Annotated in this window: 24 protein-coding genes, 1 tRNA gene and 1 pseudogene; 9 read left to right on the forward strand and 17 right to left on the reverse strand. The window is 68.2% G+C overall.

The window, feature by feature from the left end; genetic code table 11:
- From ACIBI9_RS52085 to ACIBI9_RS52095, 3 genes are all read right to left on the reverse strand, one after another.
- Nucleotides 1-758 (reverse strand): hypothetical protein (locus tag ACIBI9_RS52085; RefSeq protein WP_397234771.1); only part of this gene is annotated, 758 nt, incomplete at its 3' end.
- A complete protein-coding gene (locus ACIBI9_RS52090; protein WP_397234773.1) occupies nucleotides 755-967 on the reverse strand; it encodes a heavy-metal-associated domain-containing protein in 213 nt (70 codons plus the stop codon). The genes ACIBI9_RS52090 and ACIBI9_RS52085, both read right to left, overlap by 4 nt.
- Nucleotides 968-1,031: 64 nt before the next feature.
- Entirely contained in the window at nucleotides 1,032-2,354 is a 1,323-nt protein-coding gene (locus ACIBI9_RS52095; protein WP_397234775.1) for an MFS transporter, read from the reverse strand.
- A 367-nt stretch (nucleotides 2,355-2,721) separates the two neighbouring features.
- Between ACIBI9_RS52095 and ACIBI9_RS52100 the strand changes: the two genes are divergently transcribed.
- From ACIBI9_RS52100 to ACIBI9_RS52110, 3 genes are all read left to right on the forward strand, one after another.
- Nucleotides 2,722-2,841 (forward strand): DLW-39 family protein, encoded by a 120-nt coding sequence (locus tag ACIBI9_RS52100; RefSeq protein ID WP_020542320.1) that lies wholly within the window; start codon nucleotides 2,722-2,724, stop codon nucleotides 2,839-2,841.
- Between the two features lie 15 nt (nucleotides 2,842-2,856).
- The gene (locus tag ACIBI9_RS52105; RefSeq protein ID WP_397234777.1) at nucleotides 2,857-3,585 is read left to right on the forward strand and encodes an HAD-IA family hydrolase; all 729 of its coding nucleotides are present in this window, start codon (nucleotides 2,857-2,859) and stop codon (nucleotides 3,583-3,585) included.
- A 15-nt stretch (nucleotides 3,586-3,600) separates the two neighbouring features.
- Nucleotides 3,601-3,676 (forward strand) — tRNA-Ala (locus tag ACIBI9_RS52110).
- A gap of 57 nt (nucleotides 3,677-3,733) precedes the next feature.
- On the opposite strand, the gene ACIBI9_RS52115 is transcribed toward ACIBI9_RS52110, so the two are convergent.
- From ACIBI9_RS52115 to pip, 8 genes are all read right to left on the reverse strand, one after another.
- On the reverse strand, nucleotides 3,734-3,931 hold the full coding sequence (locus ACIBI9_RS52115) for a hypothetical protein (RefSeq protein ID WP_397235008.1): 198 nt from the start codon (nucleotides 3,929-3,931) through the stop codon (nucleotides 3,734-3,736).
- Nucleotides 3,847-4,479 (reverse strand): tyrosine-type recombinase/integrase, encoded by a 633-nt coding sequence (locus ACIBI9_RS52120; protein ID WP_397234779.1) that lies wholly within the window; start codon nucleotides 4,477-4,479, stop codon nucleotides 3,847-3,849. The genes ACIBI9_RS52115 and ACIBI9_RS52120 overlap by 85 nt, the downstream gene beginning before the upstream one ends.
- A 22-nt stretch (nucleotides 4,480-4,501) precedes the next feature.
- Nucleotides 4,502-5,476, reverse strand: a complete 975-nt coding sequence (locus ACIBI9_RS52125) for a DUF4360 domain-containing protein (protein ID WP_397234781.1) — start codon at nucleotides 5,474-5,476, stop codon at nucleotides 4,502-4,504.
- A gap of 40 nt (nucleotides 5,477-5,516) precedes the next feature.
- Entirely contained in the window at nucleotides 5,517-5,879 is a 363-nt protein-coding gene (locus tag ACIBI9_RS52130) for a hypothetical protein (RefSeq protein WP_397234783.1), read from the reverse strand.
- A gap of 448 nt (nucleotides 5,880-6,327) precedes the next feature.
- Nucleotides 6,328-6,876, reverse strand: a complete 549-nt coding sequence (locus ACIBI9_RS52135; protein WP_397234785.1) for an Imm10 family immunity protein — start codon at nucleotides 6,874-6,876, stop codon at nucleotides 6,328-6,330.
- A gap of 19 nt (nucleotides 6,877-6,895) precedes the next feature.
- Entirely contained in the window at nucleotides 6,896-7,330 is a 435-nt protein-coding gene (locus tag ACIBI9_RS52140) for a tyrosine-type recombinase/integrase (RefSeq protein WP_397234787.1), read from the reverse strand.
- A gap of 137 nt (nucleotides 7,331-7,467) precedes the next feature.
- Nucleotides 7,468-9,441: a WD40 repeat domain-containing protein gene (locus ACIBI9_RS52145; RefSeq protein ID WP_397234789.1), complete on the reverse strand. Its 1,974-nt coding sequence runs from the start codon at nucleotides 9,439-9,441 to the stop codon at nucleotides 7,468-7,470.
- Between the two features lie 218 nt (nucleotides 9,442-9,659).
- Nucleotides 9,660-10,604 (reverse strand): prolyl aminopeptidase, encoded by a 945-nt coding sequence (gene pip / locus ACIBI9_RS52150; protein WP_397234791.1) that lies wholly within the window; start codon nucleotides 10,602-10,604, stop codon nucleotides 9,660-9,662.
- 35 nt (nucleotides 10,605-10,639) lie between these two features.
- On the opposite strand from pip, the gene ACIBI9_RS52155 reads away from it, so the two are divergent.
- The 5 genes and pseudogenes from ACIBI9_RS52155 to ACIBI9_RS52175 form a co-directional block, all read left to right on the forward strand.
- A complete protein-coding gene (locus tag ACIBI9_RS52155) occupies nucleotides 10,640-11,185 on the forward strand; it encodes a MarR family winged helix-turn-helix transcriptional regulator (RefSeq protein ID WP_397234793.1) in 546 nt (181 codons plus the stop codon).
- 236 nt (nucleotides 11,186-11,421) lie between these two features.
- On the forward strand, nucleotides 11,422-11,955 hold the full coding sequence (locus tag ACIBI9_RS52160) for an RNA polymerase sigma factor (RefSeq protein ID WP_397234795.1): 534 nt from the start codon (nucleotides 11,422-11,424) through the stop codon (nucleotides 11,953-11,955).
- Nucleotides 11,955-13,058, forward strand: coding sequence for a CU044_5270 family protein (locus ACIBI9_RS52165; RefSeq protein ID WP_397234797.1), 1,104 nt, complete (start codon nucleotides 11,955-11,957; stop codon nucleotides 13,056-13,058). Before ACIBI9_RS52160 ends, ACIBI9_RS52165 begins: the two co-directional genes overlap by 1 nt.
- 126 nt (nucleotides 13,059-13,184) lie before the next feature.
- Nucleotides 13,185-13,859: a hypothetical protein gene (locus ACIBI9_RS52170; RefSeq protein WP_397234799.1), complete on the forward strand. Its 675-nt coding sequence runs from the start codon at nucleotides 13,185-13,187 to the stop codon at nucleotides 13,857-13,859.
- Between the two features lie 136 nt (nucleotides 13,860-13,995).
- Nucleotides 13,996-15,369 (forward strand): annotated as a pseudogene (locus ACIBI9_RS52175) (ATP-binding protein); the annotation flags it as partial.
- Nucleotides 15,370-17,055: 1,686 nt separating this feature from the next.
- On the opposite strand, the gene ACIBI9_RS52180 reads toward ACIBI9_RS52175, so the two are convergent.
- Both ACIBI9_RS52180 and ACIBI9_RS52185 read right to left on the reverse strand, forming a co-directional pair.
- Nucleotides 17,056-17,892, reverse strand: coding sequence for an ABC transporter permease (locus ACIBI9_RS52180; protein ID WP_397234801.1), 837 nt, complete (start codon nucleotides 17,890-17,892; stop codon nucleotides 17,056-17,058).
- On the reverse strand, nucleotides 17,889-18,914 hold the full coding sequence (locus tag ACIBI9_RS52185) for an ATP-binding cassette domain-containing protein (protein WP_397234803.1): 1,026 nt from the start codon (nucleotides 18,912-18,914) through the stop codon (nucleotides 17,889-17,891). Before ACIBI9_RS52185 ends, ACIBI9_RS52180 begins: the two co-directional genes overlap by 4 nt.
- Nucleotides 18,915-19,173: 259 nt before the next feature.
- Between ACIBI9_RS52185 and ACIBI9_RS52190 the strand changes: the two genes are divergently transcribed.
- Nucleotides 19,174-19,512: a MiAMP1 family antimicrobial peptide gene (locus ACIBI9_RS52190; protein ID WP_397234805.1), complete on the forward strand. Its 339-nt coding sequence runs from the start codon at nucleotides 19,174-19,176 to the stop codon at nucleotides 19,510-19,512.
- A gap of 44 nt (nucleotides 19,513-19,556) precedes the next feature.
- Here the strand turns inward: ACIBI9_RS52190 and ACIBI9_RS52195 are convergent, their stop codons facing one another.
- The 4 genes from ACIBI9_RS52195 to ACIBI9_RS52210 form a co-directional block, all read right to left on the reverse strand.
- Complete coding sequence (locus ACIBI9_RS52195) at nucleotides 19,557-20,318, reverse strand: class I SAM-dependent methyltransferase (RefSeq protein ID WP_397234807.1); 762 nt, start codon at nucleotides 20,316-20,318, stop codon at nucleotides 19,557-19,559.
- A gap of 85 nt (nucleotides 20,319-20,403) precedes the next feature.
- Nucleotides 20,404-21,132 (reverse strand): MFS transporter, encoded by a 729-nt coding sequence (locus ACIBI9_RS52200; protein WP_397234809.1) that lies wholly within the window; start codon nucleotides 21,130-21,132, stop codon nucleotides 20,404-20,406.
- Between the two features lie 131 nt (nucleotides 21,133-21,263).
- Nucleotides 21,264-21,857 carry a dihydrofolate reductase family protein gene (locus ACIBI9_RS52205; protein ID WP_397234811.1) on the reverse strand — a complete coding sequence of 198 codons (594 nt, stop codon included), beginning with the start codon at nucleotides 21,855-21,857 and terminating at the stop codon, nucleotides 21,264-21,266.
- Nucleotides 21,858-22,174: 317 nt separating this feature from the next.
- Nucleotides 22,175-24,901 (reverse strand): ATP-binding protein, encoded by a 2,727-nt coding sequence (locus tag ACIBI9_RS52210; protein ID WP_397234813.1) that lies wholly within the window; start codon nucleotides 24,899-24,901, stop codon nucleotides 22,175-22,177.
- Nucleotides 24,902-24,910 lie beyond the last annotated feature (9 nt).

The following is a 24,910-nucleotide window of genomic DNA, read 5'->3' on the forward strand; positions in this document are numbered from 1 at the left end:
AAGGTGATCTCCGGCCCGGCCTTGACGCTGTCCTCCGGGTGCACGTGCAGGTAGGCCAGGTCACCGGCCCGCAACGCCACCAGATGCCCGTACGCCCCCAGATACGGCTGCAGGTCGGTCACCGGCTTGCCGTCCTTGCTCACGCTCAGCGTCAGCCTGCTCGCCTGCCCCGGCACCAGGTCTCCCTGCAGGGACACCGTGTACCCGTCCACCGTCGCCGTACGACTGACCTCCGTCAGCGCCCGCGGCGTGTAGTCGCCCGCGACCAGCAGATCCGCACCCAGCGTCAGGTTACCGCCGCCCACCGGGGCGAAGTCCGCGAACGCCCGGTACGCGCCCGGATCCGCCAGCGTCAACCGCACCGACCACGCCCCGTCCCCGTCCTGGACCGGGTGCAGGTGCTGGAAGCTCGCCAGATCCCTCGACACCACGATGAAATGCAGCTTCTTGTCATGCTCGACCTGGTAATCGGTCACCGGCCTGCCGTCAGGGCCCGTCACCGTGAAACGGAAATCGGTCGGCTCACCGGCCTTGACGGTGGTCAACGGGTTCAGGGTGTAGCCGTTCTCGGACACTTGAAGCCCCCTAGGGGTATCGCTCTTCTTCTGTTCGTGCCGGCCTTCCGGGGCCATCGCGGCGTGGTCCTCGGCCTGCGCCGGGGCCGCCGTCGGGCCGACCACCTGGCCCACGCCCAGGGCGCCGCCGAAGACGACGGCCAGCCCCAGGACGTAGGCGCCGAGCTTGGCGGCGGCGTTCATGCCCGGCCCGCCAGCTCGTATCCGGCCTCCTCGACCGCGGCGGCGATCTCCGCCTGGTCCACCGGGCCTTCGCTTTCGATCGTCAGCAGGCCGCCGGCCAGGTCCACCTTTACGGAGGTGACCCCGGCGACCCCGCTGACCTCTTCCTTCACCGAGCTCACGCAGTGGCCACAGGTCATGCCCTTGACGGTGTAGGTGGCGATGCTCATGACGTCTCCTTTTTGTAGTGTAACACCCTACCCCCCTAGGGTATCCAGAAGGGTTTTTGAGGATTCAGCTGACAGGTACGGCCGGCCTGCGCATGAGAGCGGCCGTGAGTGCCGCGCCCAGGACGGCCACCACCGCGGCGCCCGTGAAGGCGGCCTGGAAGCCGAGTTGCTCCTGGGAGGTGGCCAGCGCGGTCATGACGGCCAGGCCGAGCGCGGAGCCGACCTGGTAGGTCGTGTTGACGATGCCGGAGGCGAGCCCGGCCTCCTCCGGGCGGGCGCCCGACATGGCCGACATCATCGCCGGGATGTACGCCAGGGACATACCGACCGCCGCGACCAGGCTCGCGGGGAGCACGTTCGTGGCGAACTCGCCGGTGAACCCGAGCCCGGCCACCCCGGCCGCCAGCACCGCCAGGCCGACCACGATGAGCGGCTTGGCCCCGAACCTGCCCAGCAGCCTGGCGGTGATGCCGATCATGAAGATCATGATCGCCACGGTCATCGGCAGCAGCGCCGCGCCGCTGGCGAACGCGCCGTACCCGAGGACCTGCTGCAGGTAGAGGTTGAGGAAGTACCACATGGGGATCCAGGCCGCGCCGAGCAGGGCCATGGCCAGGTTGGCGGTGGCCAGGCCGGGCGTGCGCCAGATGGCCAGGGGCATGAGCGGCTCTCTGACCGTACGCTGCACGACCAGGAACAGGGCGAGCAGCGCCGCGCCACCCAGTCCGGCCGGCCAGTTCGCGGCGACGATGGCGTACACGACGAGCGCGATGCCCGCGGTGACGGACGCGGCGCCCACGAGGTCGACGGATCCGCGCTTCCCGCGCACGGCGGGCAGCAGCCCGGTGGCCGCCAGGGTGGCCAGGCCGATCGGGATGTAGATGATGAAGACCCACGGCCAGCTCAGATACTCGGTGATCACGCCACCGAGGAACACGCCCGCGGTGCCACCCGCCGGGGCGGCGGCGCCGTACAGTGCCATGGCCTTGCCCAGTTCGCGGGCGTTGTGGCCGAAGAGCATCATGAGCAGCGCCATGGCGGCGGGCGCGATGAGCGCCCCGCCGATGCCCTGCACGGCACGCCCGGCCACCTCGACCCAGGCGGTGGTGGCCGCTGCGGCGACCACGGATCCGGCGATCAGGACCGCCCACCCCGTGACGAACACCCTGCGCGCCCCGAACAGGTCGGCCAGCCGCCCGCCGAGCAGCAGCAACCCGCCGAAGGCGACCACGTAGGCGTTGAACACCCACTGCAACCCGCCGTCGGAGAAGCCTAAGTCGCGCTGCATGTCGGGGAGCGCGACGCCGATGATGGAGGTGTCCATGATCACCATGAACTGTGCCGCCGCGAGCACGAGGAGCGCCCACCAGCGTCTTTCGTCAGCCATGACGTGACCCCTTCCTTCCTTGTTACCCCCAGGGGGTATGTCTGGGAACGGCGAGGAACGTAACACACCCCATGGGGGTATGTCCAGTTCGAAGTCATGCGCGCCCGGGCGCGATATTTGGCATGATCGAGCTGTTGCCTGACGGGTGGCCCCCTGAGTGGAGGGGGATGGACACGGAGAGGAATCCGAGATGTCGTGGGGGATGGGGTTAACGCGCCTCACCTGGGGCTGACCACTCGTTCTCCGCACATTCCGCGCATCCGGTCTGTGCGCAACACAGGGAGCGCAGCCATCCCTTGCTAGGCTGCATGTCAACCGTTGGGTCTCACCCCGGCAGGTGAGGCCGTCGAAGAAGTGGGGTCACACCGTGAAGAAGCTGCTCGTTCTGGCGCTGATCGCCCTTGGGGGGTTGCTGATCTGGCGTAAGGTGCAGGCCGACCGCGCCGAGCTCGATCTCTGGACCGAGGCGACCGGCAGCGAGAACTAACCGACCGGCGAGGCGATGAGTGACGTCGTCCCCATCAAGCTGGTGTGCCTGGACCTGGCAGGCACCACAGTCGGTGACATCGCCATGGTCGAGCGCGCCTTCGCCGAGGCGATCGCGACCCAGGGCATAGTGCCCGGGACCGGAGCGTACGCGCGTGCCATGGTTCACGTGCACCGGTCCCGGGGCTGTCCCAAGATCGATGTCTTCCGTGGGATCTTCCCCGGAAACGAGGCCCAGGCGCAAGCGGCGAACCTGACGTTCGAGCGCTCCTACGAGGGCACTCTTGAGCGGGCGGGTCTCGTCCCCATGCCCGGAGTTCTGGAGGTCCTCGACAAACTCCGCGGCACCGGCATCAAGCTCGCCCTGATCACCGGCTTCAGCCGCACCACCCTGAGCCGCATCCTGAGCGTCCTCGGCTGGCACGACAAGATCGACCTCGCCATCTCCCCCGAAGACGCCGGCGGCCGCGGCCGCCCCTGGCCGGACATGGTCCTGCACGCCGTACTGCGCCTGGGGGTGGAGGACGTCCGCCAGGTGGCCGTCATCGGCGACTCCGAAAGCGACATGCTCTGCGGCAAGCGCGCGGGGGCGTCGATCGTGGCGGGGGTGATGACCGGGGTCCACAGCCGGGAGCGCCTTCTGAAGGGCGGCGCGACCCACATCCTTGACTCGATCGCCGACTTCCCTAGTTTGGTACTGAGCGATGACCTTGGTACGACGCAGGTAGCTTCGTCCGCCCGGTAAGCTATCTTCGTCGAAGGGGCCTTAGCTCAGTTGGCAGAGCGCCTGCTTTGCAAGCAGGAAGTCAGGAGTTCGAATCTCCTAGGCTCCACCAGCCAAGACGCACCCTCGCTAAAGATCATTTAGCGGGGGTGCGTGACTAATTGAGTGACTACGCCTCTTCCTGCGCTGGGAAAATGCCGTCCATGGCCTCCGCCGCCTCCAGCAGCACGGGCCGCAACTGGAAGCGGTAAACCGTCTCGGTCACCACGGTGTTCGCATGGCCTACCAGCCGCGAGATGTCCTCGATCGGGGTTCCGGAGTCGGACAGGATCGACACGAAGCTGTGCCGGAGCTCCCGGGGGTCCACTCCGCGCCCACCAGCCCGGCGCGATTGAGTACTTTCCGGAAGTCACGCCGGACGTTGGTAGCCGTGAGCGCCGTACCGGTCTTGGTGCGGAAGACCAGATCAGCTCCGGTCCGCGTGTCGCCAGCAGGAGGCCGTACCTTGTCCTGAGTCTCACTGAGTTGGCGAAGAGCCTTGACCGCACGAGCGGGCATCTTGAGCGTGCGGCGCGACTTGACAGTCTTCGTGTCGCCTTTCCTGCGAACGGATCGCCAGACGTAGACAGCAAACTCCTGGTGATCCCAGCCGACAATGTCGACCGGCAGCCATGCCTTCCGCTTCTCGTCGAACGCCACCACATGAGGCCAGGTCAACGCCCGCACTTCCTCCGTACGCGCGCCAGTGAGCAGGGACAGAAGAATGTACGCGCGGATGCGAACGTCCGCCTGTTCGGCGGTGGTTACAACGGCTTCGGCACCGACCTGGGTCCCCTCGCTTCGGGACCCGGCGCGGCCAAGGTGGGTAAAGCAGGTCGCCCGGCTCCGACCTCGACTGCTTCGTCCCGAAGCCACATCACCGGAGCGTCGACCTGACTCAGCAGGAGGTGGTCGTCTCGGCTATACAGGAATCGGTGCCCGGCCCACCGTTGGCGGTGTCGGTGCCCGGCCCGCCCAGGATCCGGTCGTTGCCGGCTTCGCCGTCGAGGGTGTCGTTGCCGTCGTCGCCGCTGATGTCGTCGTCGCCGTTGCCGCCGAAGACGGTGTCGTTGCCGGCACCGGCGGCGACCCGGTCGTTGCCCGCGAAGGGGAGGATGACGTCGTCACCGCCCAGCGCGGCGATACGGTCGGCGAACGGTGACCCGCAGATGACATCGGCGCCCGAGGTGCCGATGATGGTCTGCCCCGAGGTGGCGGTGCGCCGGTCGATGGTGCAGCCCGGTCCGTTTTGCAGCGTCCCGTCGACACTGTTGGTGTTGAAGAAGCCGCTGCCGGTCTCTGCGGGGTTGTTGGTGAGGACTAGGCCCGTTTGCCCGTTTAGCGCGCGGGTTGCGCCCTGCGCCGACGCCACGTCGTCGTGAAGCAAGATCCGGTCGGAGAAGAGGTACGTGTCGTCGTGTGGCCCCGAGATCTGCGAGCGAACCGACTGAGCCGGGACGGGAGCACCGCGGAAGTCGTAGCTTGCGCTCTGCGTCGCGCTCATCCCTGCTTGGTCCATGAGCGCGTAGCCCTGGTAGGAGAACTTGGCGGTGGAAAGCGAGGTCCCCGGCGGCGTATGCACGTTCAGCGAGAGCGTGCATTCCTTATTCGAAGCATCACCACCAGGTTCGATGAGCGTCTCGTATGAGCTGAATGTAACGGTGAACGACTTCCCGTCGGGGCTGATCGCCGCCTCCCATGTCCCGGGCGGGCACCCGTTTCCGTTCGCACTGACGCTCGAGATGTATGCCTCGGCCGGGTTGGGGACAGAGGATGCCGCTACCGCGGGGGTCATGAGTGCTGCGGTGAGGACGGCGGCGGCGAGTGTACGTGCGGCCAGCTTGGGGAGTGTGTTGCGCATGATGAATGGCATAGGGCATTCCTTTCTGTGGTGAGCATTCCCAGCGAGAACGTCAGGTAATTTCCTGAGGCTCGTTGACCTGTGTCAGATCAAGCTCATGAATGGTGTCGCGGTAGCGCGGATGCCGGAGTTGTTCTTTTTCGCATACACCCGCACCGCTGCGATAGCGCGATAAGGGAGATACCCCGGTGTCAATCATGAAAGACGCACGCACGTTTATAAGCGGGCAAATAATCAGCAAGAAGCGAAAAGAGGGAGTGTCCTTGATATCCGAATATCCACCATTAAAATGGATATTATCCTGACGTGCAGCTCCCGAAAGATCCGATTCGCGCAGATATGCCATGATTCCGAGAATCTGGCCCCTGGCGCGGCGGTGGGCCGGGGGCAGCAACCGCAGCAGCAAGCGCGCCATATTCGAGCGACCTTGAGCGGCCGTTAATGACCCTGCGAGCAGCGCAAACGACCTGTAGCGATCTCGCTGCCGAGATTTCGGGACGAAAAGGCAACAGCGTGGCATGGGGCAGCTCTCCGGCCGGTCCCCCAGCGGCGGCGCGCGTGCCGGCAAGCGGCACTTCCCGAACCTTGTGAGCCGCCGGCTTCAGGCAGGGCAATCAGCGCGCGAGGAAGTCCACCGGGACACATGTACACGCGATCGGCGGCTTACCTGGTGCGTCCGGCCCGGAATGGCTGTGCCTGCCCGAGCGCCGTCACTCAGGGCTTTTTCGAGCTTGTACAGCTGCAAAGTACCGCTACCGCGACGAACTCACCCCCAGCCAGACATTCGGCTCCCAGGAGCGGGATTTGACGAACGTCTCAGCTTTGACCGGGCTCATGTCCTTGGTGCTTCCGGTAATGATCTTCTATAGCTCCAGAACCCGAGGGCGGGCGTCAGCACGACCGTAGGCAAGGATGTGGCGCAGTCCTTGCCGAAGCCGTTCGAGGGATTGCTCGTCTACATCTAGAACCGCCTCAATCTCGGGCTCGGTAAGGCCAAGCGCCTCCAAGGCGTCGAGGTCGAGGACAACACGCAGCACGTTGTCTCGCAGAGTGAGCTCCTGGACGGCTCCATAGGCGGTGCCCTGGTTGGCGGTAACAACACAGTAGGTGTCGAAGCCCAGGGCAATGTCTTGATCGTCAGGCTCATAGGTGCAGCACTGGAAGGTAAGCACCATGCCATCGCCGTGCTCGGTTTCGCTCACACCGGCGGACATGCATTCATCCTCGGGGTGTTCGTAGGCTCCGGCGACCTGAGCGGTGAATCTGATCGTCATGGTGGGAGAGTAGCCGCACGACAGGGCAAAGCCCGGCCCAAGATCACCGCCTTTGTCCGCCCTACTGGCCACATGGGTCAGAACCAACCCTTCCAGCGGCCCGAATACCTCGGAAAACGCGAGATCCGTCCGGCTCACGTGGTCGGACGCGACCCGGTCAACGTGAGTCAGCCGTCTCAAACGCGCGAATATTCGGGAGCCGAGGTGCTGCCCGAAGCGCTTCAGCGCCTTCCGTGTGTGCCTCTGACGAGACTTCACTGTAGATGTTCATGGTCACCGCTATTTGCGAGTGACGAAGGATTTGCATCGCCACGCGCGGGTGGACGTCGAGGGCAACGAGCAAGGACTCGCAGGTCTTTCGGGTCGCGTGAACGTGCACCTTGCGCACCCCCGCCCTGATACAGGCCTTGGCGAAGCTGCGACGGAAGTTGGACGGTTCGATCGGCCGGCCGCTGGCAGTCGTGAAGACGAGCCCGGTCTCCTGCCAGCGTGCTCCGCTTCGCTCCATGCGTTCCCAAAAGCGAGCTTGCGCCATCGAGGACCAAACAGGCTCATAACCGGGTATCCGCGTAGACCGCTGTGGCGTCGTCATACACCTTGCTCCGGCCTTCGGGGTCGGAGTGTTCGGCTTGGCGGACCTGCGTGATCAGGGCTTGAGGGCCATGCTCGGCGAGGAGGTCGAGGGCTTGGCACAGAGGGTCTCTACAGTCCTGTCGATCCATGCCATGGTCAGCTCGATCGGGTTGCGGTGAGTACGGCGATGTCACGGTCGAAGCAGACGATGATGTGGCCTTGTGGGGTGGCAGCGACGGCGTTGACCGAGTCGAGGAATTCGATGTCAGGGCTGATCCTGTCAAAGGTGGTGAGACTCCATGCCGCTACCGTTCTGTGGCTGGCGGCAACTGCGATGGGGTGGCCGTCGATCGTGGTGGCGGCGAGTGCGACCACGGTTCCCATGGCAAGCTGGCCGATCTGCTGAGCGGTGGCGACGTCCCATACCTTCATCGGTGGGTCGCGCCAGTCGTCGTTCGTGGTGATGGCGATGGGTCGTCCGTCCACGATGGTGGCGGCCACGAGGCGTACCGGTTTGCCGTTGCTACCGGTGGTCTGGAGTCCGGTGTCGCGGTTCACGGTGAGGTCACGGACCCGGAAGCCGCCGCCCCACCGTCCGAGGACGGCGACGGGCTGGTCGTCGAGCGTGGTGGTGGTGAGGTCTTGTACCCATCGATGGTCGCTCTTGCGGGGGTTTCCGGTCTCTTCGCCGGTGCGGAGATCCCATACCCGGATGGTCTTGTCGTCGCTGGCGGTGATGGCCCGGGGTGGGTCGTCCGTGTTGTCGGCCGCGACCGCGGTTATCGGGAGGCGGTGGGTGGTCAACGGTGCTCCGGCCGCTTTCCCCAGTGCGAGGTCCCAGAGGTGGACATTACCGTCCTTGCCTCCGGTGATCGCCACCGCGCGACCGTCCACTTGGGTCGCGGCCACGGCAGTTACGGCGCCGGTGTGATCCGTGAGTGGCCGGCACACCTGATCGCCGGTGTCCAGATCCCATACTCGTACGGTTTCGTCATCGCTGCCGGTGACCGCCGCCGGTCGGCCGGCCACTGAAGTGGTGGCCACCGCCGTGATCGCGGCGTCGTGGCGAACTGGCTTGTCGGCCGGTTGGCCGACGACCAGATCGGACACCCGGACCGACCCACCGTCGCAACTCGACACCACCACCTGCCGGCCGTCCACCACTGCCATCGCCACCGCATGCAGCGTGCGGGGATGCTGAGGGAACAGCTCACCGATCAGCTCGGCCGTTTTCAGGTCCCACACCTGGATGGTCGGCTCATTGGAGTTGCAGGTGATCGCCATCAGTCGGCCGTGTACGACCGTGGTCGTCACGGCCTCTAAGTCCGCAGATCGGGGAAGGTCACCGACCGGCAGTCCGGTGGCCAGGTCCGACACGCGCGTAGTCGTCTGATAGCCACCAGAGACGACCACCAGATGGCCGGCAGTCAGCTCCGCGACCGCGACCGCGCTCACGTATCCACTGTGGCCAGTGAACGGGCTTCCCACCGGATCACCGGTATCCAGGTCCCATACCCGGACCGTTCGGTCGCCGCCCGTGACAGCCACCCAGCGGCCGTCCAGCACCGCGGTCGCCACGGCGTACACCGGGCCGGTGTGGCCGCGGATCGGTGCCATCACCTCCTGCCGCGTTTCCAGGTCCCACACTCGTACCGTCGTGTCGTAGCAACCGGTGACCACCACCTGGCGGCCATGGCGTTCCGCGATCGCGAGAGCCTCCACGCTGTCAGCCTGAAGGTTGAACGGCTCGCCCACCGGCCTACCGGACGCAAGTTCCCACACCCGTACGGTGTCGTCGTCACCACCGCTGACCACAACGGGGCGACCGTCCAGAACGGACATCGCCAGCGCCCGCACCGCGTTCGTGTGACCAGCCCATGGGGCGCCGACCCGCTCGCCGGTTGACAGATCCCAAACTCGTACTGTGTCGTCGCCACCCCCGGTGACCGCTACGGCACGGCCGTCGAAGACCGTGGTCGTCACCGCCGACACCCAACTGGTGTGGCCGTCCATGGCGCCCAGCGGCGGGCATGACTTCACGCCCTTCGGCAGCAGACTGGTCCAAGTTGGCTGCACACGCCAGGCAGCAGGACGAATAACCGGTGCCTCATGGCGGGACAGAGACGACATGCCGCGCATATTAGTTGCTGGTACCGGGACGCGTCTCCAAGAAACCCAGGGCGGTCGTCTTTCCGGGCAGCCGGAGCCGGCGGGGCCTACATGGACAACGTGGGACGGTCCATTCCTGAGCTGCTCGGGCGTGTTTCAAAAGGGCGGCCCCATCTGAGACTCCGTGTGCGAAGGGGCCGTGTGCGGTCCAGCGATCGGTTGGCCTCCCGGGTCGCTAATTAGGTCCGGTTGGCCATCCTGTCGGTCACGGCCACGAGCGTATCCGCCATCCCTGGGCCGTGACCGGCGTCGTCCAGGACGATCAGCTCGCAGCCGGGCCACGCACGCGACAATCGCCATGCGGTCTCCAGCGCCGTGCTCACGTCCAGCCGTCCGTGCACCAGGATTCCGGGCACGTGTCCCAGCCCCGCCACGCCCCGCAGCAGCTCGTCGTCGCCGAGCCAGGCGGCGTGCCGCCAGTAGTGGGTGACCAGGCGGGCGAATGTCACGCGGTAATCCCGGTCGTCGTAGCTGGTATCCCGTTCGAGGCCGGGGCGCAACCGGACATGCCGGTCCTCCCACACGCACCAGTCAGCCGCCGCCTTCTCCCGCACCGCAAGATCGGGATGCTCCATCAGCCTGGCGTAGGCGTCGGCAAGGTTCCCGTCTCTCTCCTGCTCGGGTACGCCGTCCCTGAAGCGCTCCCACTCCTCGGGGAAGACCCGCCCCATCTCACGGGTGATCCACTTCACCTCGCGCCTGGTGGTGGTGCCGATTCCGAACATGACGATCTCGGAGACCCGGTCCGGATGCCGGACGGCGTATGCCAGTCCCAGCGTCGTTCCCCAGGAACCGCCGAGCAGCATCCACTTCTCGATCCCGAGGTGCTCCCGTAACAGTTCCATGTCCGCGACCAGGTGGTGCGTGGTGTTGGCGGCGAGGCTCACCGCCCAGTCGCTGACGCTCGGCGTGCTCCTGCCGCACCCGCGCTGGTCGAACAGCACCACTTTGTACGCCTCCGGATCGAGGAACTGGTACCACGCCGGCGACGCTCCCGCTCCAGGCCCGCCGTGCACCACCACGACCGGCTTGCCCTCGGGGTTGCCCCCTACCTCCCAGTACACGAGGTTTCCGTCGCCGGCCTCGAGCAGCCCCTTGTCATACGGCTTTCCTGTCGGATACATGCCGGAAATATAACAGCGCTGTTAGACTAGCCGTCATGAGCACGCTGATGCGCCACGTTCACGAGATGATGGACGGCGCCATCGCCGAGATCTACGCGGATCTCGGCATGCTCGAATACCGTCCCCGCTTCTCCCCTGTGGTGCGCACGCTGGTGGCCGAGGGGCCGATGGCCATTCGCGACCTGGCCGAGATCATCGGCGTGACGCACTCGGCAGCCAGCCAGACGGTGATCCAGATGCGCCGCCACGGCTTCGTCACCCTGGAGAAGGGCGCGGACGCCCGGCAACGCATCGTCCACCTCACTCCGAAGACCCGAGCCGCGCTGCCGGCGATCGAGGCCGAGTGGGCAGCGACGGAGCAGGCGATGCGGGAGTTGGACGAGGAACTGCCGGTGCCGCTGGCCGACATGTTGCGGGCCATGGTCGAGGCGCTGGAACGTCGGCCGTTCCGGGCCCGCGTTGAAGGACAGATGCGGACCGATGGCGCGAGGTGTGACAGTGCCTCAACCTCGCGGCGCAGCGGCCCTGCCGCCACTGCCAAGCGGCTGACCGGATTGATCGATCACAGCGGCGAGCAGTAAGTGCCGCTGTCTTCGACCAGGCCGAACAGCTTGATCCCGACCATCGCGTGTTGCGGATGGTGCTGAATCCGGGGTGGTGACTGGCGGTGCGATTCGTAGCCGGCGTGATGGGCCGTGAAGAGGAATCGGGGGTTCGCCGAACTAGGGGTGTTCCGAGGTAACCGCCTGAAAGGCCGGCATGCATGACAGCTCCCCCCCAAGATTCGGCGCCTCCCAGTGAGGGCACCGACGCGCAAGTGATAGAGGCGTCGTGGCGTCACCCTGATCGCTTCGGCGCCGTCTTCGATCGCCATTTCGCATCCATCCACCGCTATGTTCACCTGCGCTTGGGCGAGTCGGCCGCGGATGATCTCGCCGCGGAAACCTTTCTGCGCGCCTTTCGCAGCCGGGACCGCTTTGACCTCACCTGCTCCAGCGCCCGGCCCTGGCTGTACGGCATCGCCTCCAACCTGGTCGCCGAGCACCGTCGCGGTGAGGCGCGCAGGTATCGGGCGCTGGCCAGAAGCGCCGATGCAGCGGAGATCGCCAGTCACGACGAGCGCGTGGTGCAGCGGGTCTCTGCGGCGGTCATGCAGCCGCGGCTGGCCGCCGGTCTCGCCCGGCTCCCGGCCGGGGACAGGGATGTCCTGCTGCTGGTCGCCTGCGCTCAACTCAGCTACGAGGAGGTGGCCGAGGCTCTCGGCATACCTCAGGGAACGGTGGGATCACGTCTCAACCGCGCCCGCAAGAAGCTCCGCAAGATCATCGGTCCCGCCGGGGAGGCACTGTGATGAACGAACTCGAAGCGATCAAGGGCCACCACGACAGCCTGCCCGGACCCGCGCCCGAGGTGACCGCGCGTGCATGGGTGCTGGTGGCCGAAGAGGTCGAGGCCGAGCGGATCGGGAGCGGCCACCGTCAGCCGGCGCGGTCGCGTCGGCGCCCTCTTCGCGGTTTCCCGGCCGGCTGGTTGGCGATGAGGGCAGGCGTGGCCGTGGGCCTCGCGGCGGCGGTGACCGCGGGGCTGGTCATGGTGCGTGGCGGTCACGACTCCGCCCCGTTCGGGACCCCTCCGGCCAGCGCCGCCGAGTTGCTCCGGCATGCGGCCTCGGTCGCGGCGCGGGAGGATGTGCGGCCCGGGCCGGGGCAGTTCGTCTACGTCGACCAGAAGAACGTCACGTTCGCCTCCGGTTCCGAGGGCGAGTACACCCAGGACGTGCGCCGAGAGGTATGGATGCCCGCCGGGGATCCCGGCAAGGCCCTGACGCGCTCGACGTACGGGCAGACACACGCCACCAGCGGGCGCCCTGAGCACGTGCAATCCCCCGGAACGGTGGAGTATCAGCGCGCGGGGCAGTGCCGCGAGCACTCCCTGGGCCTGCCGTTCCAGGTCGCCGATCTTCCCGCCGATCCGGATCGGGTTCTGGCGAAGATCCGCCAGGACGCGGAGACGTTCGTCCGGTCGGACCAGCGCAGACGAGGGGAGACGGACCTGGGCGAGGACGAGATCGACATGCGGGTCGAGAAGGTCGTCGCGAGCTCGTTGCTCAGGCTGGCGCAGGACCCGCTCACCTCCTCCCAGACCAGGGCCACGGTCTTCGGCGCGCTGTCGAGGCTGCCGACCGTGACCATCGTCCCGGACCTCACCGACCCCGCCGGACGGCACGGGGTGGGCGCCTCGCTCAAGCTTGAGAGCCCCGACGGCTGGGAACGTGGGGAGCTCATCTTCGAGTCGGCCACCTACCGGTTCCTCGGCTACCGGAGCTGGATCGGGCGGCAGGAGGGCGGACAGATCAGGGAGATTCCGGGCGCCAGTACGGCGGTGATGACAGTGAAGGTCGTCGACTCCATGCCGGAGGTGCCCAAGGATGCCGGCAAGCCGATGTTCTGCTGACTTGGTCATCGACACGTGCGCTCAGTGTGTCGGCGTCGCGCATGGCGTGCTGGTAGATGAGCGCAGCCCCACACTACTCGTGCGACACATGGGGCAGAAGGTAATGAAGTACAGCACAATTAATGCATGGGACACCCTCGGCAGCCCGGCCCGCGGGAATACCCCGGTGTGGTTTCCGCTCTGGTCGTGATCCTGGCAGTGCTTCTGCCGGGCGGCTTCACGTTCAGCGTGTACAAGTACCTCAGAGCCCCCGACCCGAACACCGCCGCGGCTTCGCCGACCGCAGACCCCGGACCCGAGCCCAAGGAGCCGGGCCCCAGCGAGGACGAGCGCCCGGACTCACCGATCGACGCCGGCCAATACGGTGACTGGAACTTCCGTGCGGGCAGCGTCACGTTCAAGGCCGAGAAGGTGGGCGGCTGGACGTACGACTCCTGCGAGCCGGTGGACAGGAACGGGGTGCTGGCCAAGAACAAGTGCGAGCGCGCCGTTCAACTGGCCTATACGGCCTACCGAGGACATCTCACGGCGGTCCAGGTCATCATGGCCTTCCCCACCGTGAAGGCTGCCAAGGCCACGGCCATGCAGCTGACGAGCTCCTCCCGGGCCGTGAAGTGGCGCCGGGACAAGCTGCTCGACGAGTACGTCTACGCCAAGAAGCGGGTGGCCTCGACCGAGAGGTACGTCATCCTCACGGTCGTCGCCGCCGACAAGACAGCCCAGGCGAAGGCCATGCGGTTCCAGCACTACCTGCACGCGGATCGCTCGAACAGCTTCCGCGACTCGACTGCTTCAGATTGAGCGGTCACGCCATTCGCGTCTGACTCGTCCGTAAGCTGAGGGTGTGTCCCCCGCTCTGGTCCTGCTCGACGGCGTCCGCTGGCGGGGTGTGCGCGTGATCGGCGATCGTGCGCAGACCCTGCTGTCCGTGCTCGCCATGCACGGGCGTGCGGGGATCAGTGACGAGCGCCTGGTCGAGGAGCTGTGGCCTGATGAGGCGCCGGCCAATCCGACGAAGGCGCTGCAGGTGGTCGTCTCGCGGACCAGGGCGGCGACCTGTGCTGATGCCGTGGTACGGATCTCGCGTGGTTACCGGCTTGGGCTGGCCGCCGATCAGGTGGACGCGCTGCTGGTCGGCGCGCTGGTGAAGGAGGCGCGGGCCGCACTGGGCGAGGACGACGTGGCGCTCGCGCGTCGCCGCGCCGAAGAGGCCATGGGCCTCGTGGCCGGCGGCTCGGATGGTGCCACGGGCGCGCTCGCCGAGCTGAGGGGCATGGCGGCGACGTGGGTGGCCGAGGCGCGGCGGGTGGCGGCGATCGCGCGGGGCCGGAGCGGCGCTCACGAGGCCGCGCTGCCGCTGCTGGAGGAGGCCGCGGCCGATCGGCCGCACGACGAGGAGCTGCTGGCCTGCCTGCTGCGGAGCGAGGCCGCCGTACGAGGTGCCGCCGCCGCTCTGGAGCGCTACGAGCGGTATCGCGCGGGCCTGGTGGCGCGGCTCGGCACCGAACCAGGGCCTGAGCTCGCCCGCGTGTACGCCGAACTCCTCATCGCGGATCGGCCGGTGCGTGCGGGCATCCTGTTCGACGGCTCCTCGTTGCTCGGCCGCGATGGCGACATCCGTGCGGTGCACGCGCTGTTGCAGACCAACCGGGTGGTCTCCGTCATCGGCGCCGGCGGGCTGGGCAAGACGCGGCTGGCTCATGTCGTCGGCAGAGACGCCGCGCAGCCCGTCGCTCACTTCGTCGAGCTCGTCGGCGTGTCCTCGCCCGAGGGCGTGGTGGGCGAGGTGGGCTCGGCGCTCGGGGTTCGGGATTCGGTCAGCGGGCGTCGTGTCCTGACCGCTGAGCAGCGCTCAGACGTTCGCGCCCGGATCGCCCAGCATCTCGATCAGGCTCCGGCGCTGCTGATCCTGGACAACTGCGAGCATGTGATCGAGGCCGTCGCCGACCTGGTGGCGTTCCTGACCGTGACGACCCGCGACCTTCGAGTGCTCACGACCTCGCGCGCCCCCTTGTCGATCCCCGCCGAACGTGTCTACCCGCTCGGCGAGCTGCCCGCGGGCGACGCGGTGGAGTTGTTCCGCCAGCGCGCCACGGCCGCTCGCCCGGGTGTGCGGATCGACGAGGGAGTGGTCGAGGAGGTCGTCGCCCGCCTTGACGGGCTGCCGCTCGCGATCGAGCTGGCAGCGGCCAAGGTACGGGCGATGTCGGTGGAGGAGATCGCGCGGCGCCTGGCGGACCGGTTCGCCCTGCTGCGCGGCGGGAACCGTACGGCCCCCGATCGGCACCAGACGCTGCTCGCGGTCATCGAGTGGTCGTGGAATCTGCTGGACGAGCCGGAACGGCTGGCGTTGCGATGGATGTCGCTGTTCGGCGACGGTTTCACGCTGACCGCGGCCGAGCACGTACTGGGCTCGGACGCCCTGCACGTGGTGAACGCGCTGACCGAGCAGTCGATGCTGAACGTCCGCGAGACGGCGTACGGCCTGCGCTACCGGATGCTGGAGACCGTCAGGGAGTTCGGGCGGATGCGGCTGAAGGAGGCCGGCGAAGAGGCGTCCGCCCGGGCGGCGCAGCGGGCCTGGGCGACGGAGTACGCCCTCGAGCACGGCTCCAAGCTGTTCGGCCCGGCGCAGTTCGAGGCGGCCGACGCGTTGCACGCGGAAGAGAGCAACCTCGCCGATCTGCTCCGGCAGGCTCTCGGCGAGCCCGATCCCGTCACGATGGTCCAGTTGCTGGCGGGCATCGGCGCGCTGTGGTCGATCCGCGGCGACCACTCCCGGATTCTCGTTCACCGGGACGCGATCGCCCAGCTGGTCAGCGGCTGGACGCCGCCGCCGCACCTCGTCGAGGTGACCAGGGCCGCCATGCTGATCACGCTCATGAACAGCCTCAACTTCACCGACCGCAGCAGCGGTCCGATGCGCGACCTCCTCCGTACGCTGCCCACCGGTGACGCGACGGATCCCTTGGTGGCGGCGATGGCCACGGTGCTGCTCGCGTGCGACGCGGACGACGGCGCCGACGTGCTCCGTCGGCTGGAGGAGTTGTCCCGGAGCACCGACCGTGACGTGGTTCTGGCGGCGACACAGATGAGCGCCCAAGTCCTGGAGAACACGGGAGAGGTCACCGGGGCGATCGAGGCCGCCGAGCGGACCCTGGCGATGGTCCGCGGGGGCGAGGGGCCGTGGTTCGCCGCGATCATGCACGCCATGCTGGCCCACTTGGTCATGCAGCTCGGCGACCGGCGGCGGGCGGTCGGACACGCGCGTACCGCCATCCCGGTGCTGAGCCGGCTCGGCGCCGCCGACGACGAGGTCCAGCTCCGCGCGCTGCTGCTGATCTCCGCTCTCGCCGACGGCGCGCTCGACGCCGCGGAGGCCGAACTCGCCGAGATCATCCGGATCAACGACAACGAGACCGTGCTCGGCGGGGTGGCGATGGCCTCTTTGTGCGCGGCCGAGCTCGCCCTCGCCCGCGGCAGGACGGCCGCCGCGCTCGCGGAGTACCGCCTGGCCGTTCAGCGGGCGCACAACCTGCGTCTGCCCGGGGTGCTGCGCGCGGAGGCCACGCCGTGGGCGATCATGGCGGAGTCGGTCGCTCTGACGGCGTACGCGTACCACGCCCCGCCGGAGGACGCCCGGTACGGCGAGGAACTGTTCTCCACCGTCCGGGGCTATGACCTGCTGGCCGCGGACAGCCCGATCCTCGACTATCCGCTGTGTGGCTCGAGGCTCTTCGCGCTCGGCGCGTGGGGGTTGCTGCGCGGGGCCATGGCCCTGCGCGACGCGATCGGGTTGCTGGTGCTGGCCGAACGGTTCGCGTACAACACCAGCATGCCCAGCATGGCCTTCGAGCGGATCGAACCGTACGCGGAGCGGGCCGCACCCGGGATGATCGCCGCCGTGCGGGCCGAGTACGGCGACCGGCGCGGCTCCGACCTGCTCGACGAGGCGCGAAGTCTCGTCGAGCGGGTCTCCGGCCGCGACGGGCGCAGCTCACATGTGCCGCTTGTAGCTGCGTACCGACAGCGGCGCGAAGATCGCGATGACGATCAGGCACGCCAGCAGCGTCCAGGCCACCTCTCCGCTGACGAGGCCACTGTTGGCGAGGTCGCGGGTGGCCGTGACCAGGTGTGAGACCGGGTTGAACCGGACGAACGCGGCCAGCCAGCCGGGCAGGGTCTCGACGGGGACGAACGCGTTCGACAGGAACGTCAGCGGGAACAAGATCATCATGGAGATGCCCTGCACTGCCTGGGCGCTGCGGGCTATGGTGCCGACCCAGGTGAAAACCCACGCCAGCGACCAGCCCGTGAAGATCGCCAGCAGGATCGCGGCGAGCACGCCGCCCGCTCCACCGCCCGGGCGGTAGCCCATCACCAGACCCATGCCGAAGGTCAGAGTGGCCGCGATCGTGTAGCGCAGCATGTCGGCCACCATAGGGCCGGCGAGCGGCGCGATCCGGGCGATCGGCAACGACTTGAACCGGTCGAAGACGCCCTTTTCCATGTCCTCACGCAGTTGCGTGCCCGTGGCCATGCACGTCGTCAGCACGGTCTGGGCGAGGATTCCGGGGATCATCAGGGGGAGGTAGCTCTCCACGTCACCGGCGATGGCGCCGCCGAAGATGAAGGCGAACATCGCGGTGAACAGGATGGGCTGCAGCGTCACGTCGAAGAACTGCTCCGGGTTGCGACGCATCTTCTTGAGCGCCCGCCATGCCATCGTCAGGGTCTGACCGATCGTCTCCCCCATGGAGACGCGACGCCGGGCGGCCGCCACCCGGTCGGCGGCGCGGACCGCCTCGCGGGCGGGTGCGATCATGGTGCTCATCGGTTCTCCTTCGTGCCGGTCCCGTCGTCCTCATTCGTCTCGTGGCCGGTGAGGGCGAGGAACACCTCGTCCAGGCTGGGCTTTGCCACGCTCACCGAGGCGATCGACACCCCGGCGGTGCGGAGCGCGATCAGTACGTCCGCGGCCAGGTCCGCCTGGTCGAGGGCGACGTTGAGGCGGCCCTGCTCCGGGCTGAGCACCGGGTCTTCGCCGAGGACGCGCCGTACGACCTCCACAGCGGCGGGTACCTCGCCCGGCTCGGCGAGCAGCAACTGGAGCGTGGAGTTGCCGACCTCGGTCTTCAGCTCGTCGGGCGTGCCTTCGGCGACCTTGCGGCCATGGTCGATGACGGCGACCCGATCGGCGAGCTGATCGGCCTCGTCCAGATATTGCGTGGTCAGCAGCACCGTGCAGCCGTCGGCGACCAGGCCGCGGATGGTGTCCCACATCTGGCCGCGTGTGCGCGGATCGAGACCGGTGGTCGGCTCGTCGAGGAAGATCAGCGGCGGCCTGGTGATCAGGCTGGCCGCCAGGTCGAGGCGTCTGCGCATGCCCCCGGAGAAGTGCGAGATCGGTTTGTCGGCGGCCTCTTCCAGGCCGAACTGGCCCAGCAGTTCGGTGGCGATGCGCCGGGCGCGCGGCGCGGCGATGCCCTGCAGGCGGCCGAAGAGCCAGAGGTTCTCGCTGGCCGTCAGGTTCTCGTCGACCGACGCGTATTGTCCGGTGACGCCGACCAGCTGGCGGATCACGTGCGGGTTGCCGGCCACGTCGACCCCGAAGATCTCGGCACGGCCCGCGTCGATCCTCAGCAGGGTGGCCAGCATCCGTATCGTAGTGGTTTTGCCCGCGCCGTTCGGGCCGAGGACGCCGAAGATCTCACCGGGGCGTACCTCCAGGTCGATCCCGTCGACGGCGCGGTGCTCGCCGAACGTCTTCACCAGCCCTTGCGCACGTACGGCCAGATCGGCGCCCCTGCCGACGGCGGGGACGCCCTCGGTACGTCCGAGTTCTGTGATGCTCATGGCTTCACTGTCGGCGGTGCCGGTTTCACGGCACCCTCGACCAGGTTTCACTGCTTCTACGCGGGCGCCCAGTGCGTCGGCGATCAGCGCCGCTCGGTCAGGGCCGGGGTGACGTGGTCAGTGTCGCCGAACTGTCTCACACGGCGGCTTTACCCTCAGTCGTTACGTGTGGTGTAAGTGGGGCGCAAGTGACGATCAAGGGCTGATTCATATGTTCCTCTCGTAAGGAAATCAGTTGAGACGTATCCGGAGGATCACCGTGAAGAGCATCAAGAGAATCGCCCTCGTCTCCGCCGTCTCTGCCTCCCTGGTCATGATCATGGGCGGTGCCGCCAACGCCTCGACATCCGCGGGCCCCGGCTCGACGTTCGTGGCCTACGAAGGGCCGGGCTTCACCGGCCGGACACAGGTCATCGACAAGTGTGGCGTGACCAACCTCCGCTACCGCGGGTCGTACAAGTGGTACGGCGGCGGCCAGTCCGGCCGGATGCACAACCAGATCAACGCCAGAGGGCCGGTGCACTTCACGCTGCCCACCCAGAGCAACGCGCAGCAGAAGACGGTCGTCGGTTGGAAGAGCATCTTCGTGGTGTGCTGACGCCCCCGTCGGGTGGTGTGGATCCGGCCTCGAACCGCGCGTCTTCACTGGTGCCGTTCGAGCGTGAGCAGCGGCTCGGAGAACACGGGTGCCGGTGCGCCGGGGTCCGCGGCAACAGCCTGCTCCAGGCTGCGGAAGCCGGCCTCCAGTTCTTCGGGACCGAGCTGGGCGAAGAACGAAAGGGTACGCAGGCGCAGCCGTTCGAGCATGTCAGCGCGGGTGCCGTAGGACGGCTCGGTAACCGTGCCGAAGCCGGTGACGCGCCAGCCGGCCGACGTGAACATCGCGATGACCTCGTGCAGCGGCTGAAACAGCGAGGCGTCCACCTCGAAGCCGCGGGGGAAGTGCTCCAGCCACCACGGCCTGGGATGGTGGTCGCTGAAATTCGCGCGCAGCAGCAGCCGGCCGGCGGGCTTGAGCACTCTGGCCAGCTCTTGGACCGCGCGCGGCTTGTCCTGGACGTGGTGCCAGGACAAGAACATGAGAGCGTAGTCGGCGCTGCCGGACGGCACCGGCATGTCCTCGGCGGAGCCTGCCAGATACCGCACCTCGGGATGCCGGGACTGCGCCTGCGCTATTTCGCGCATGCGGACCGACGGCTCGACGCCGGTTACCGGGCCGAACGCTCGTGCCAGCGCGGGGGTGAACCTGCCGGTCCCCGAGCCGACGTCCAGCCCGACCAGCGGACGCCGCTCGGGCAGCTGGGCTCCGAAGGCACTGATCCATGTCTGCAGCTGCTGGTCGTCAAGTGCACGGCCACGTGCGTAGTCCTGGTACTGCTCAGTGTCGTAGTCGATCCGCCTCATCGCAGCTCCCGCGTCAGCCGGGCCAACTGCGAACCGTCGGCCCGATATATCGACCTGATACATCGGCACGATATGCAGTGGCGCGTCAGGCTGCAAGCCCGGGCATGGCGGTCGGGCGTGTCCGCACCGCGGTGGCCGGCCAGGTCCAGGGTGCGTAAGGGGAACCGGAAGACCGTCCACACCGGCATCGCCGCCGCTGGTCCATGGAGGAATGCGGGCTCGCAGGAGAGGACCGGTGAACGGTCAGAGCGCCGACGTCAGGCCTGTCGTTCCTCGTGGCCGGCCGCCGCCGCGTGCCTCCCCACGGTCTCGGCACCGAGTCGATGAGCAACGCGTACGTGACGGGGAACGGCGCGTTGCGGAACAGCCCCCACGCGAGCAGGATGACCCACGCGGTCGCCGCGCTGGTGATGAAGATCATGGCCAGCAGGGTCAGGGCCCACCCGATCACCAGGAAGCGGATGGCGAACTTGCGGCCGGCGTGATCCGACCACGTACCCCAGACCACCTGCCCGAGCCACCCCGTCAGCCCCGAGACTCCTGACAGGAAGGCGGCCTCGGCGAACCCCATGCCGTGCTGCGTGAGCTGCACGGCCAGGAACGTCACCGCACCCGCCTCGGCCCACAGGAACAGGAAGATCAACACCACGGACCACCGCACGTTGGCGTTGCTCAGCGCCTGCTTGACAGGGGCGAGCACGCTGCCCGGGAGCCGGGTGGACAGCTCGGGCAGCGGGCGGGTGAGGCCGCGGCGGTCGATCCAGTCGTAGACCTTCTCCTGGTTGCGCCTGGTGCCGACGAGCGCCTGCGCCACGATGATCGGGATCCCCAGGAGCGGGAGGCGGAGGCTCGCCCGGTGCTCACGGTTGGATCTTGTTTGTCATTGTTTATGGCGATTTGTCCAAGGTCAACAGGGGTACCGTGAAGCGGCCGGGCGGCACGCTCCTAGGTTCGGTTGATGCGGTAGACCAGGTGGGTCACTCCCGTTCCCTCGACGACGTCCGGGCCTTCGAGCTCGATGGGGGTGTCAGTGAGCCTGTCGAGGTAGCGGACGCCCGAGCCCAGGAGCACAGGGACCAGATCCATGCTGATCTCGTCCAGCAGCCCGGCGTTGAGGCACTGCTGGGTGATGTCCGCTCCGCTGACAGCGACAATGCCGTCGCCCGCGACGGTCTTGGCCTGCGCTACGGCGCTTTCGACACCTTCGGTGACGAACGTGAACGGGTTGCCGTCATTCTTCCAGCCCTCGGGGATCTGGTGGGTGACGACGAACGTCGGCAGCCCCAGCGGAGGGTTGCCTTGCCACCCACCCGCCAGGTCGAACGTGCGCCGCCCGGCAACGAGGGCCCGTGCCTGCGCCCACATCTTTGTCACGTGGCGGGCGCTCGCTTCTGACACGAGGCTGGACTCCGACCCGTCGGGCAGCCGGATCGGTACGGATCCGGCTCCGATCCACGCAAAGACCTGGCCCACACCGTCGGAGGCGTCGGCGACGAACCCGTCCAGCGACACCGACATGTTCGCGACGACTTTCGCCATCTTGGTTCCCCTTTTTTCTTGGGTTATTGCGCCTGCAGTTGTTCGAGGGCATTGAGAAGGTGGTCGGGGTCATGGTCCGGGGCCGCCCAGAAGACGTGGTCGACGCCCACGGCGACCACGGCCGGGCGTGGACGCTTCGACGGTACGGGCGGCGGCGGTGCGCGTACATCGGCCATCCTCCGGGTTTCGGGCCGTCACGAAGGGGCGCACGACTGCACCCGGGGGCCCGCCGACGCCTGGTGGCAGGCCGAACGCGCCGCCGCGACCAGGGACGTCACGTCGCTGTAAGTCGTTTGACGGATTCGGCTCCCGGGCGATCAGAGATCCAGCCGGGTGAGCTCGATCCGCCTGGAGACCCCGACCTTGGGAAAGGCGCGGTAGAGGTGGTGGCCGATGGTCCGCGGGCTGAGGAAGAGCTGTGCCGCGATCTCCCGGTTGCTGTAACCGGCGGCCGCCAGGCGTACGACCTGCAGCTCCTGCGGGGTGAGGCGGCCGCGCAGGTCGGTGTCGCCGATGTCCGCGGGCGCGGCCCCGTCGAGAACGTCGAGCTCGGCACGGGCCCGGGCGGCCCAGCCGGATGCCCCCGTCCGTTCGAAGCCGTCCCGCGCCCGGATCAGCTCGGCCTTGGCCTCAGCGCGCCGGCGCCGCCGTCGTAACCACTCCCCGTACAACAGCCGGGTCCGGGCTTCGTCGTACGGGCGGGGCCTGGCGCTGCGATGAAGAGCCAGGGCGGCGGTGAAGTGTTCTTCGGCTTCCCCGTCCGGGCCGAGGAGGGCGTGGCAACGCCGGGAGAGCGCGATGGCCTGCGCATTCCCCGTCTGCTCGGCCCAGCGATCGAACGCGGACAGGTGGCTGCGCCCGGCCTCGGCCCGTCCGGCGCGTACGGCCGCCTCCACGTGGTCGGGCACGGCGCGGATCACGATGTCGTACCGGGCCGGGCCGCCGCACACCCCGTCGAGGCGGTCGAGCGCGGCAGACGTGCGCCCGGCCGCCAGATCGAGCAGGCCCAGGCCCCACTGCGCCAGCGCGCTGATCGCCGGATGCGGCACGGCCCGTTGCAGCGTGCCGTCGGCCAGGGACCGGCACCGGGCGTCGTCGCCGAGGATCGCCGCGAGCCAGGTCGCGATCGCGTCGAAGATGGTGGCCTGCATCTCCATGCCGATGTCGGACGCCAGCGACGCCCCCTCGGCCACGCTGGACTCCGCGTCGCGGAAGTCGCCGCGCAGCAGCTGCGCGATCGCCTGACACTCCAGCCCGTACGTGAGCCAGGTCAGCGCCCCCTCCGCCCTGATCTCCGCCATCACGGAATCGAGAAGCGTCGCGGCGGCCTCGTCGTCCGAGATGAGCAGGCTGGTGAACGCGGCGCACAGCCGCTCCAGATACCCGTCCACGGTTCCCGCTTGTGCGGCGCCGATCAGCGATCGCATCAACGGGACCGCGGAACCCGGCTTGCCGTCGAAGAGCCGGCCCCAGCCGATCAGGCCACCGGCCAGGGGACGGAGGCTGGAGTCCGCCGACAGGTTCAGCTTTTCCAGACATGTCACGCTTCGAACCATCAGCCCGTGCGCACAGGCGTCCCTGGCAGCGAAGATCGCCTCGGTCAGCATGGACGCCGCGGCCTCCGGGTCGCTCGTGGCGACGAGCTCCGCGGCCTCCAGGGCGAGTGCGGCGTCGGCCGCCGGTGCGGTGGCCTCGTACTCCACCTGTGCGCGGATGAAGGTCGCCTCGGCCGCCAGGCGGGGATCGTCCGTCGAGGAGACGGCTTCAGCGGCGAGCCGGTTGGCCCACGTGGGCCGTCCGGCGTCGTACGCCGCCCGCGCCGCGTTGACGATACGACGGGCCTTGCCCTCCCTGTCGGTGCTGAGGCGGGCCGCGCGCTCGTACGCGGCGGCGACCGCCATGGTGCCGCCCCGGTCCTGGGCGCGCTCCGCGACCCGCTCGAGCTCCCCGGCGATCTCCTCGTCGGGCCCGGTGACCGCCGCCGCCCGGTGCCACGCCCGGCGATCGGCGTGCCGCTGACCGGTCAGTACCGCGGCGAGGGCGGCATGGATCGTGATCCGCTGGTGATGGGGCGTGTCCTGATAGACGACCGATCGGATCAGCGGATGCCGGAACCTCACCTCGTCCCCTGAGATCGAGAGGAGCCGCGCCTGCTCGGCAGGTCCCAGATCCGCCGCCTCCGCGCCGACCCGGGCGGCGGCGCGAAGGATCATGTCGAGGCCGGCGTTCTCGTCGGCCGCCGCCACCGCCATGAGCAGGCGGGTGGCCGGGGGCAGCGCGGCGAGCTGGGTGCGGAAGGCGTCCTGGACCCGGCCGGTGACCCGCAGCGGGCCGACCTGGTCGCCGGGAGTCTGACGCCCGGACCTGATCTCCGAGCCGAGCTCGATGATGGCCAACGGGTTGCCTGCGGCCTCGGCCAGCACCCGCTTCTGAACGGGCGTCGCCAGGCCAGGTGTCCGCACGTTCAGGAGCTGGTCCGCCGCGGCAGAGCTCAAGGCGGCGAGCCGGACGCCCTCGACCCCCGGCGCCGGGGAACGGTCACCTTCGTCGCGGAAGGCGAAAAGCATGGCGACGGGATCGTCGCTGAGCCGGCGCGCGGCGAACAGCACGGCGTCTGACGAGGCCTGATCGAGCCACTGGGCGTCGTCGACCACACAGAGCACGGGTCGTTCACCGGCGATGTCGGCAAGGAGGGTCAAGGTCGCCGCACCGATGAGGAACCGGTCCCGCACGCCGGCGCCGGTGTCGGCGAGGCCGAAGGCACCGCGCAGCGCCGCCGCCTGCGGGCCCGGCAGCGCCTCGATGTGGTCGAGATAGCGGTGGAGGAGCAGATGGAGAGCACCGAACGGGACTTCGGCCTCGGACTCGATCCCGACTGCGGAGATCACGGCCATGTCGTGTGCCACTGTGCCGGCGTACTCGAGGAGGGCGGATTTGCCGATGCCGGCCTCACCGTAGAGCGCCAGTGCGGCGCTGCGCCCGGACCGGGCATCGGCGAGGAGCCGAGTGATCCGCTCCTGCTCAGACTCGCGCCCCACCAACATGGGGCAAAC

The sequence above is a fragment of the Nonomuraea sp. NPDC050451 genome (assembly GCF_044458585.1).

What these genes read in the sequence shown, in the direction of transcription:
- ACIBI9_RS52090 (WP_397234773.1), bottom strand. Translation starts at nt 967, where the DNA reads ATGAGCATCGCCACCTACACCGTCAAGGGCATGACCTGTGGCCACTGC.
- ACIBI9_RS52095 (WP_397234775.1), bottom strand. Translation starts at nt 2,354, where the DNA reads ATGGCTGACGAAAGACGCTGGTGGGCGCTCCTCGTGCTCGCGGCGGCA.
- ACIBI9_RS52105 (WP_397234777.1), top strand. Translation starts at nt 2,857, where the DNA reads ATGAGTGACGTCGTCCCCATCAAGCTGGTGTGCCTGGACCTGGCAGGC.
- ACIBI9_RS52125 (WP_397234781.1), bottom strand. Translation starts at nt 5,476, where the DNA reads ATGCCATTCATCATGCGCAACACACTCCCCAAGCTGGCCGCACGTACA.
- ACIBI9_RS52130 (WP_397234783.1), bottom strand. Translation starts at nt 5,879, where the DNA reads ATGGCGCGCTTGCTGCTGCGGTTGCTGCCCCCGGCCCACCGCCGCGCC.
- ACIBI9_RS52140 (WP_397234787.1), bottom strand. Translation starts at nt 7,330, where the DNA reads ATGACGACGCCACAGCGGTCTACGCGGATACCCGGTTATGAGCCTGTT.
- ACIBI9_RS52145 (WP_397234789.1), bottom strand. Translation starts at nt 9,441, where the DNA reads ATGTCGTCTCTGTCCCGCCATGAGGCACCGGTTATTCGTCCTGCTGCC.
- pip (WP_397234791.1), bottom strand. Translation starts at nt 10,604, where the DNA reads ATGTATCCGACAGGAAAGCCGTATGACAAGGGGCTGCTCGAGGCCGGC.
- ACIBI9_RS52155 (WP_397234793.1), top strand. Translation starts at nt 10,640, where the DNA reads ATGAGCACGCTGATGCGCCACGTTCACGAGATGATGGACGGCGCCATC.
- ACIBI9_RS52165 (WP_397234797.1), top strand. Translation starts at nt 11,955, where the DNA reads ATGAACGAACTCGAAGCGATCAAGGGCCACCACGACAGCCTGCCCGGA.
- ACIBI9_RS52170 (WP_397234799.1), top strand. Translation starts at nt 13,185, where the DNA reads ATGGGACACCCTCGGCAGCCCGGCCCGCGGGAATACCCCGGTGTGGTT.
- ACIBI9_RS52180 (WP_397234801.1), bottom strand. Translation starts at nt 17,892, where the DNA reads ATGAGCACCATGATCGCACCCGCCCGCGAGGCGGTCCGCGCCGCCGAC.
- ACIBI9_RS52185 (WP_397234803.1), bottom strand. Translation starts at nt 18,914, where the DNA reads ATGAGCATCACAGAACTCGGACGTACCGAGGGCGTCCCCGCCGTCGGC.
- ACIBI9_RS52195 (WP_397234807.1), bottom strand. Translation starts at nt 20,318, where the DNA reads ATGAGGCGGATCGACTACGACACTGAGCAGTACCAGGACTACGCACGT.
- ACIBI9_RS52205 (WP_397234811.1), bottom strand. Translation starts at nt 21,857, where the DNA reads ATGGCGAAAGTCGTCGCGAACATGTCGGTGTCGCTGGACGGGTTCGTC.
- ACIBI9_RS52210 (WP_397234813.1), bottom strand. Translation starts at nt 24,901, where the DNA reads ATGTTGGTGGGGCGCGAGTCTGAGCAGGAGCGGATCACTCGGCTCCTC.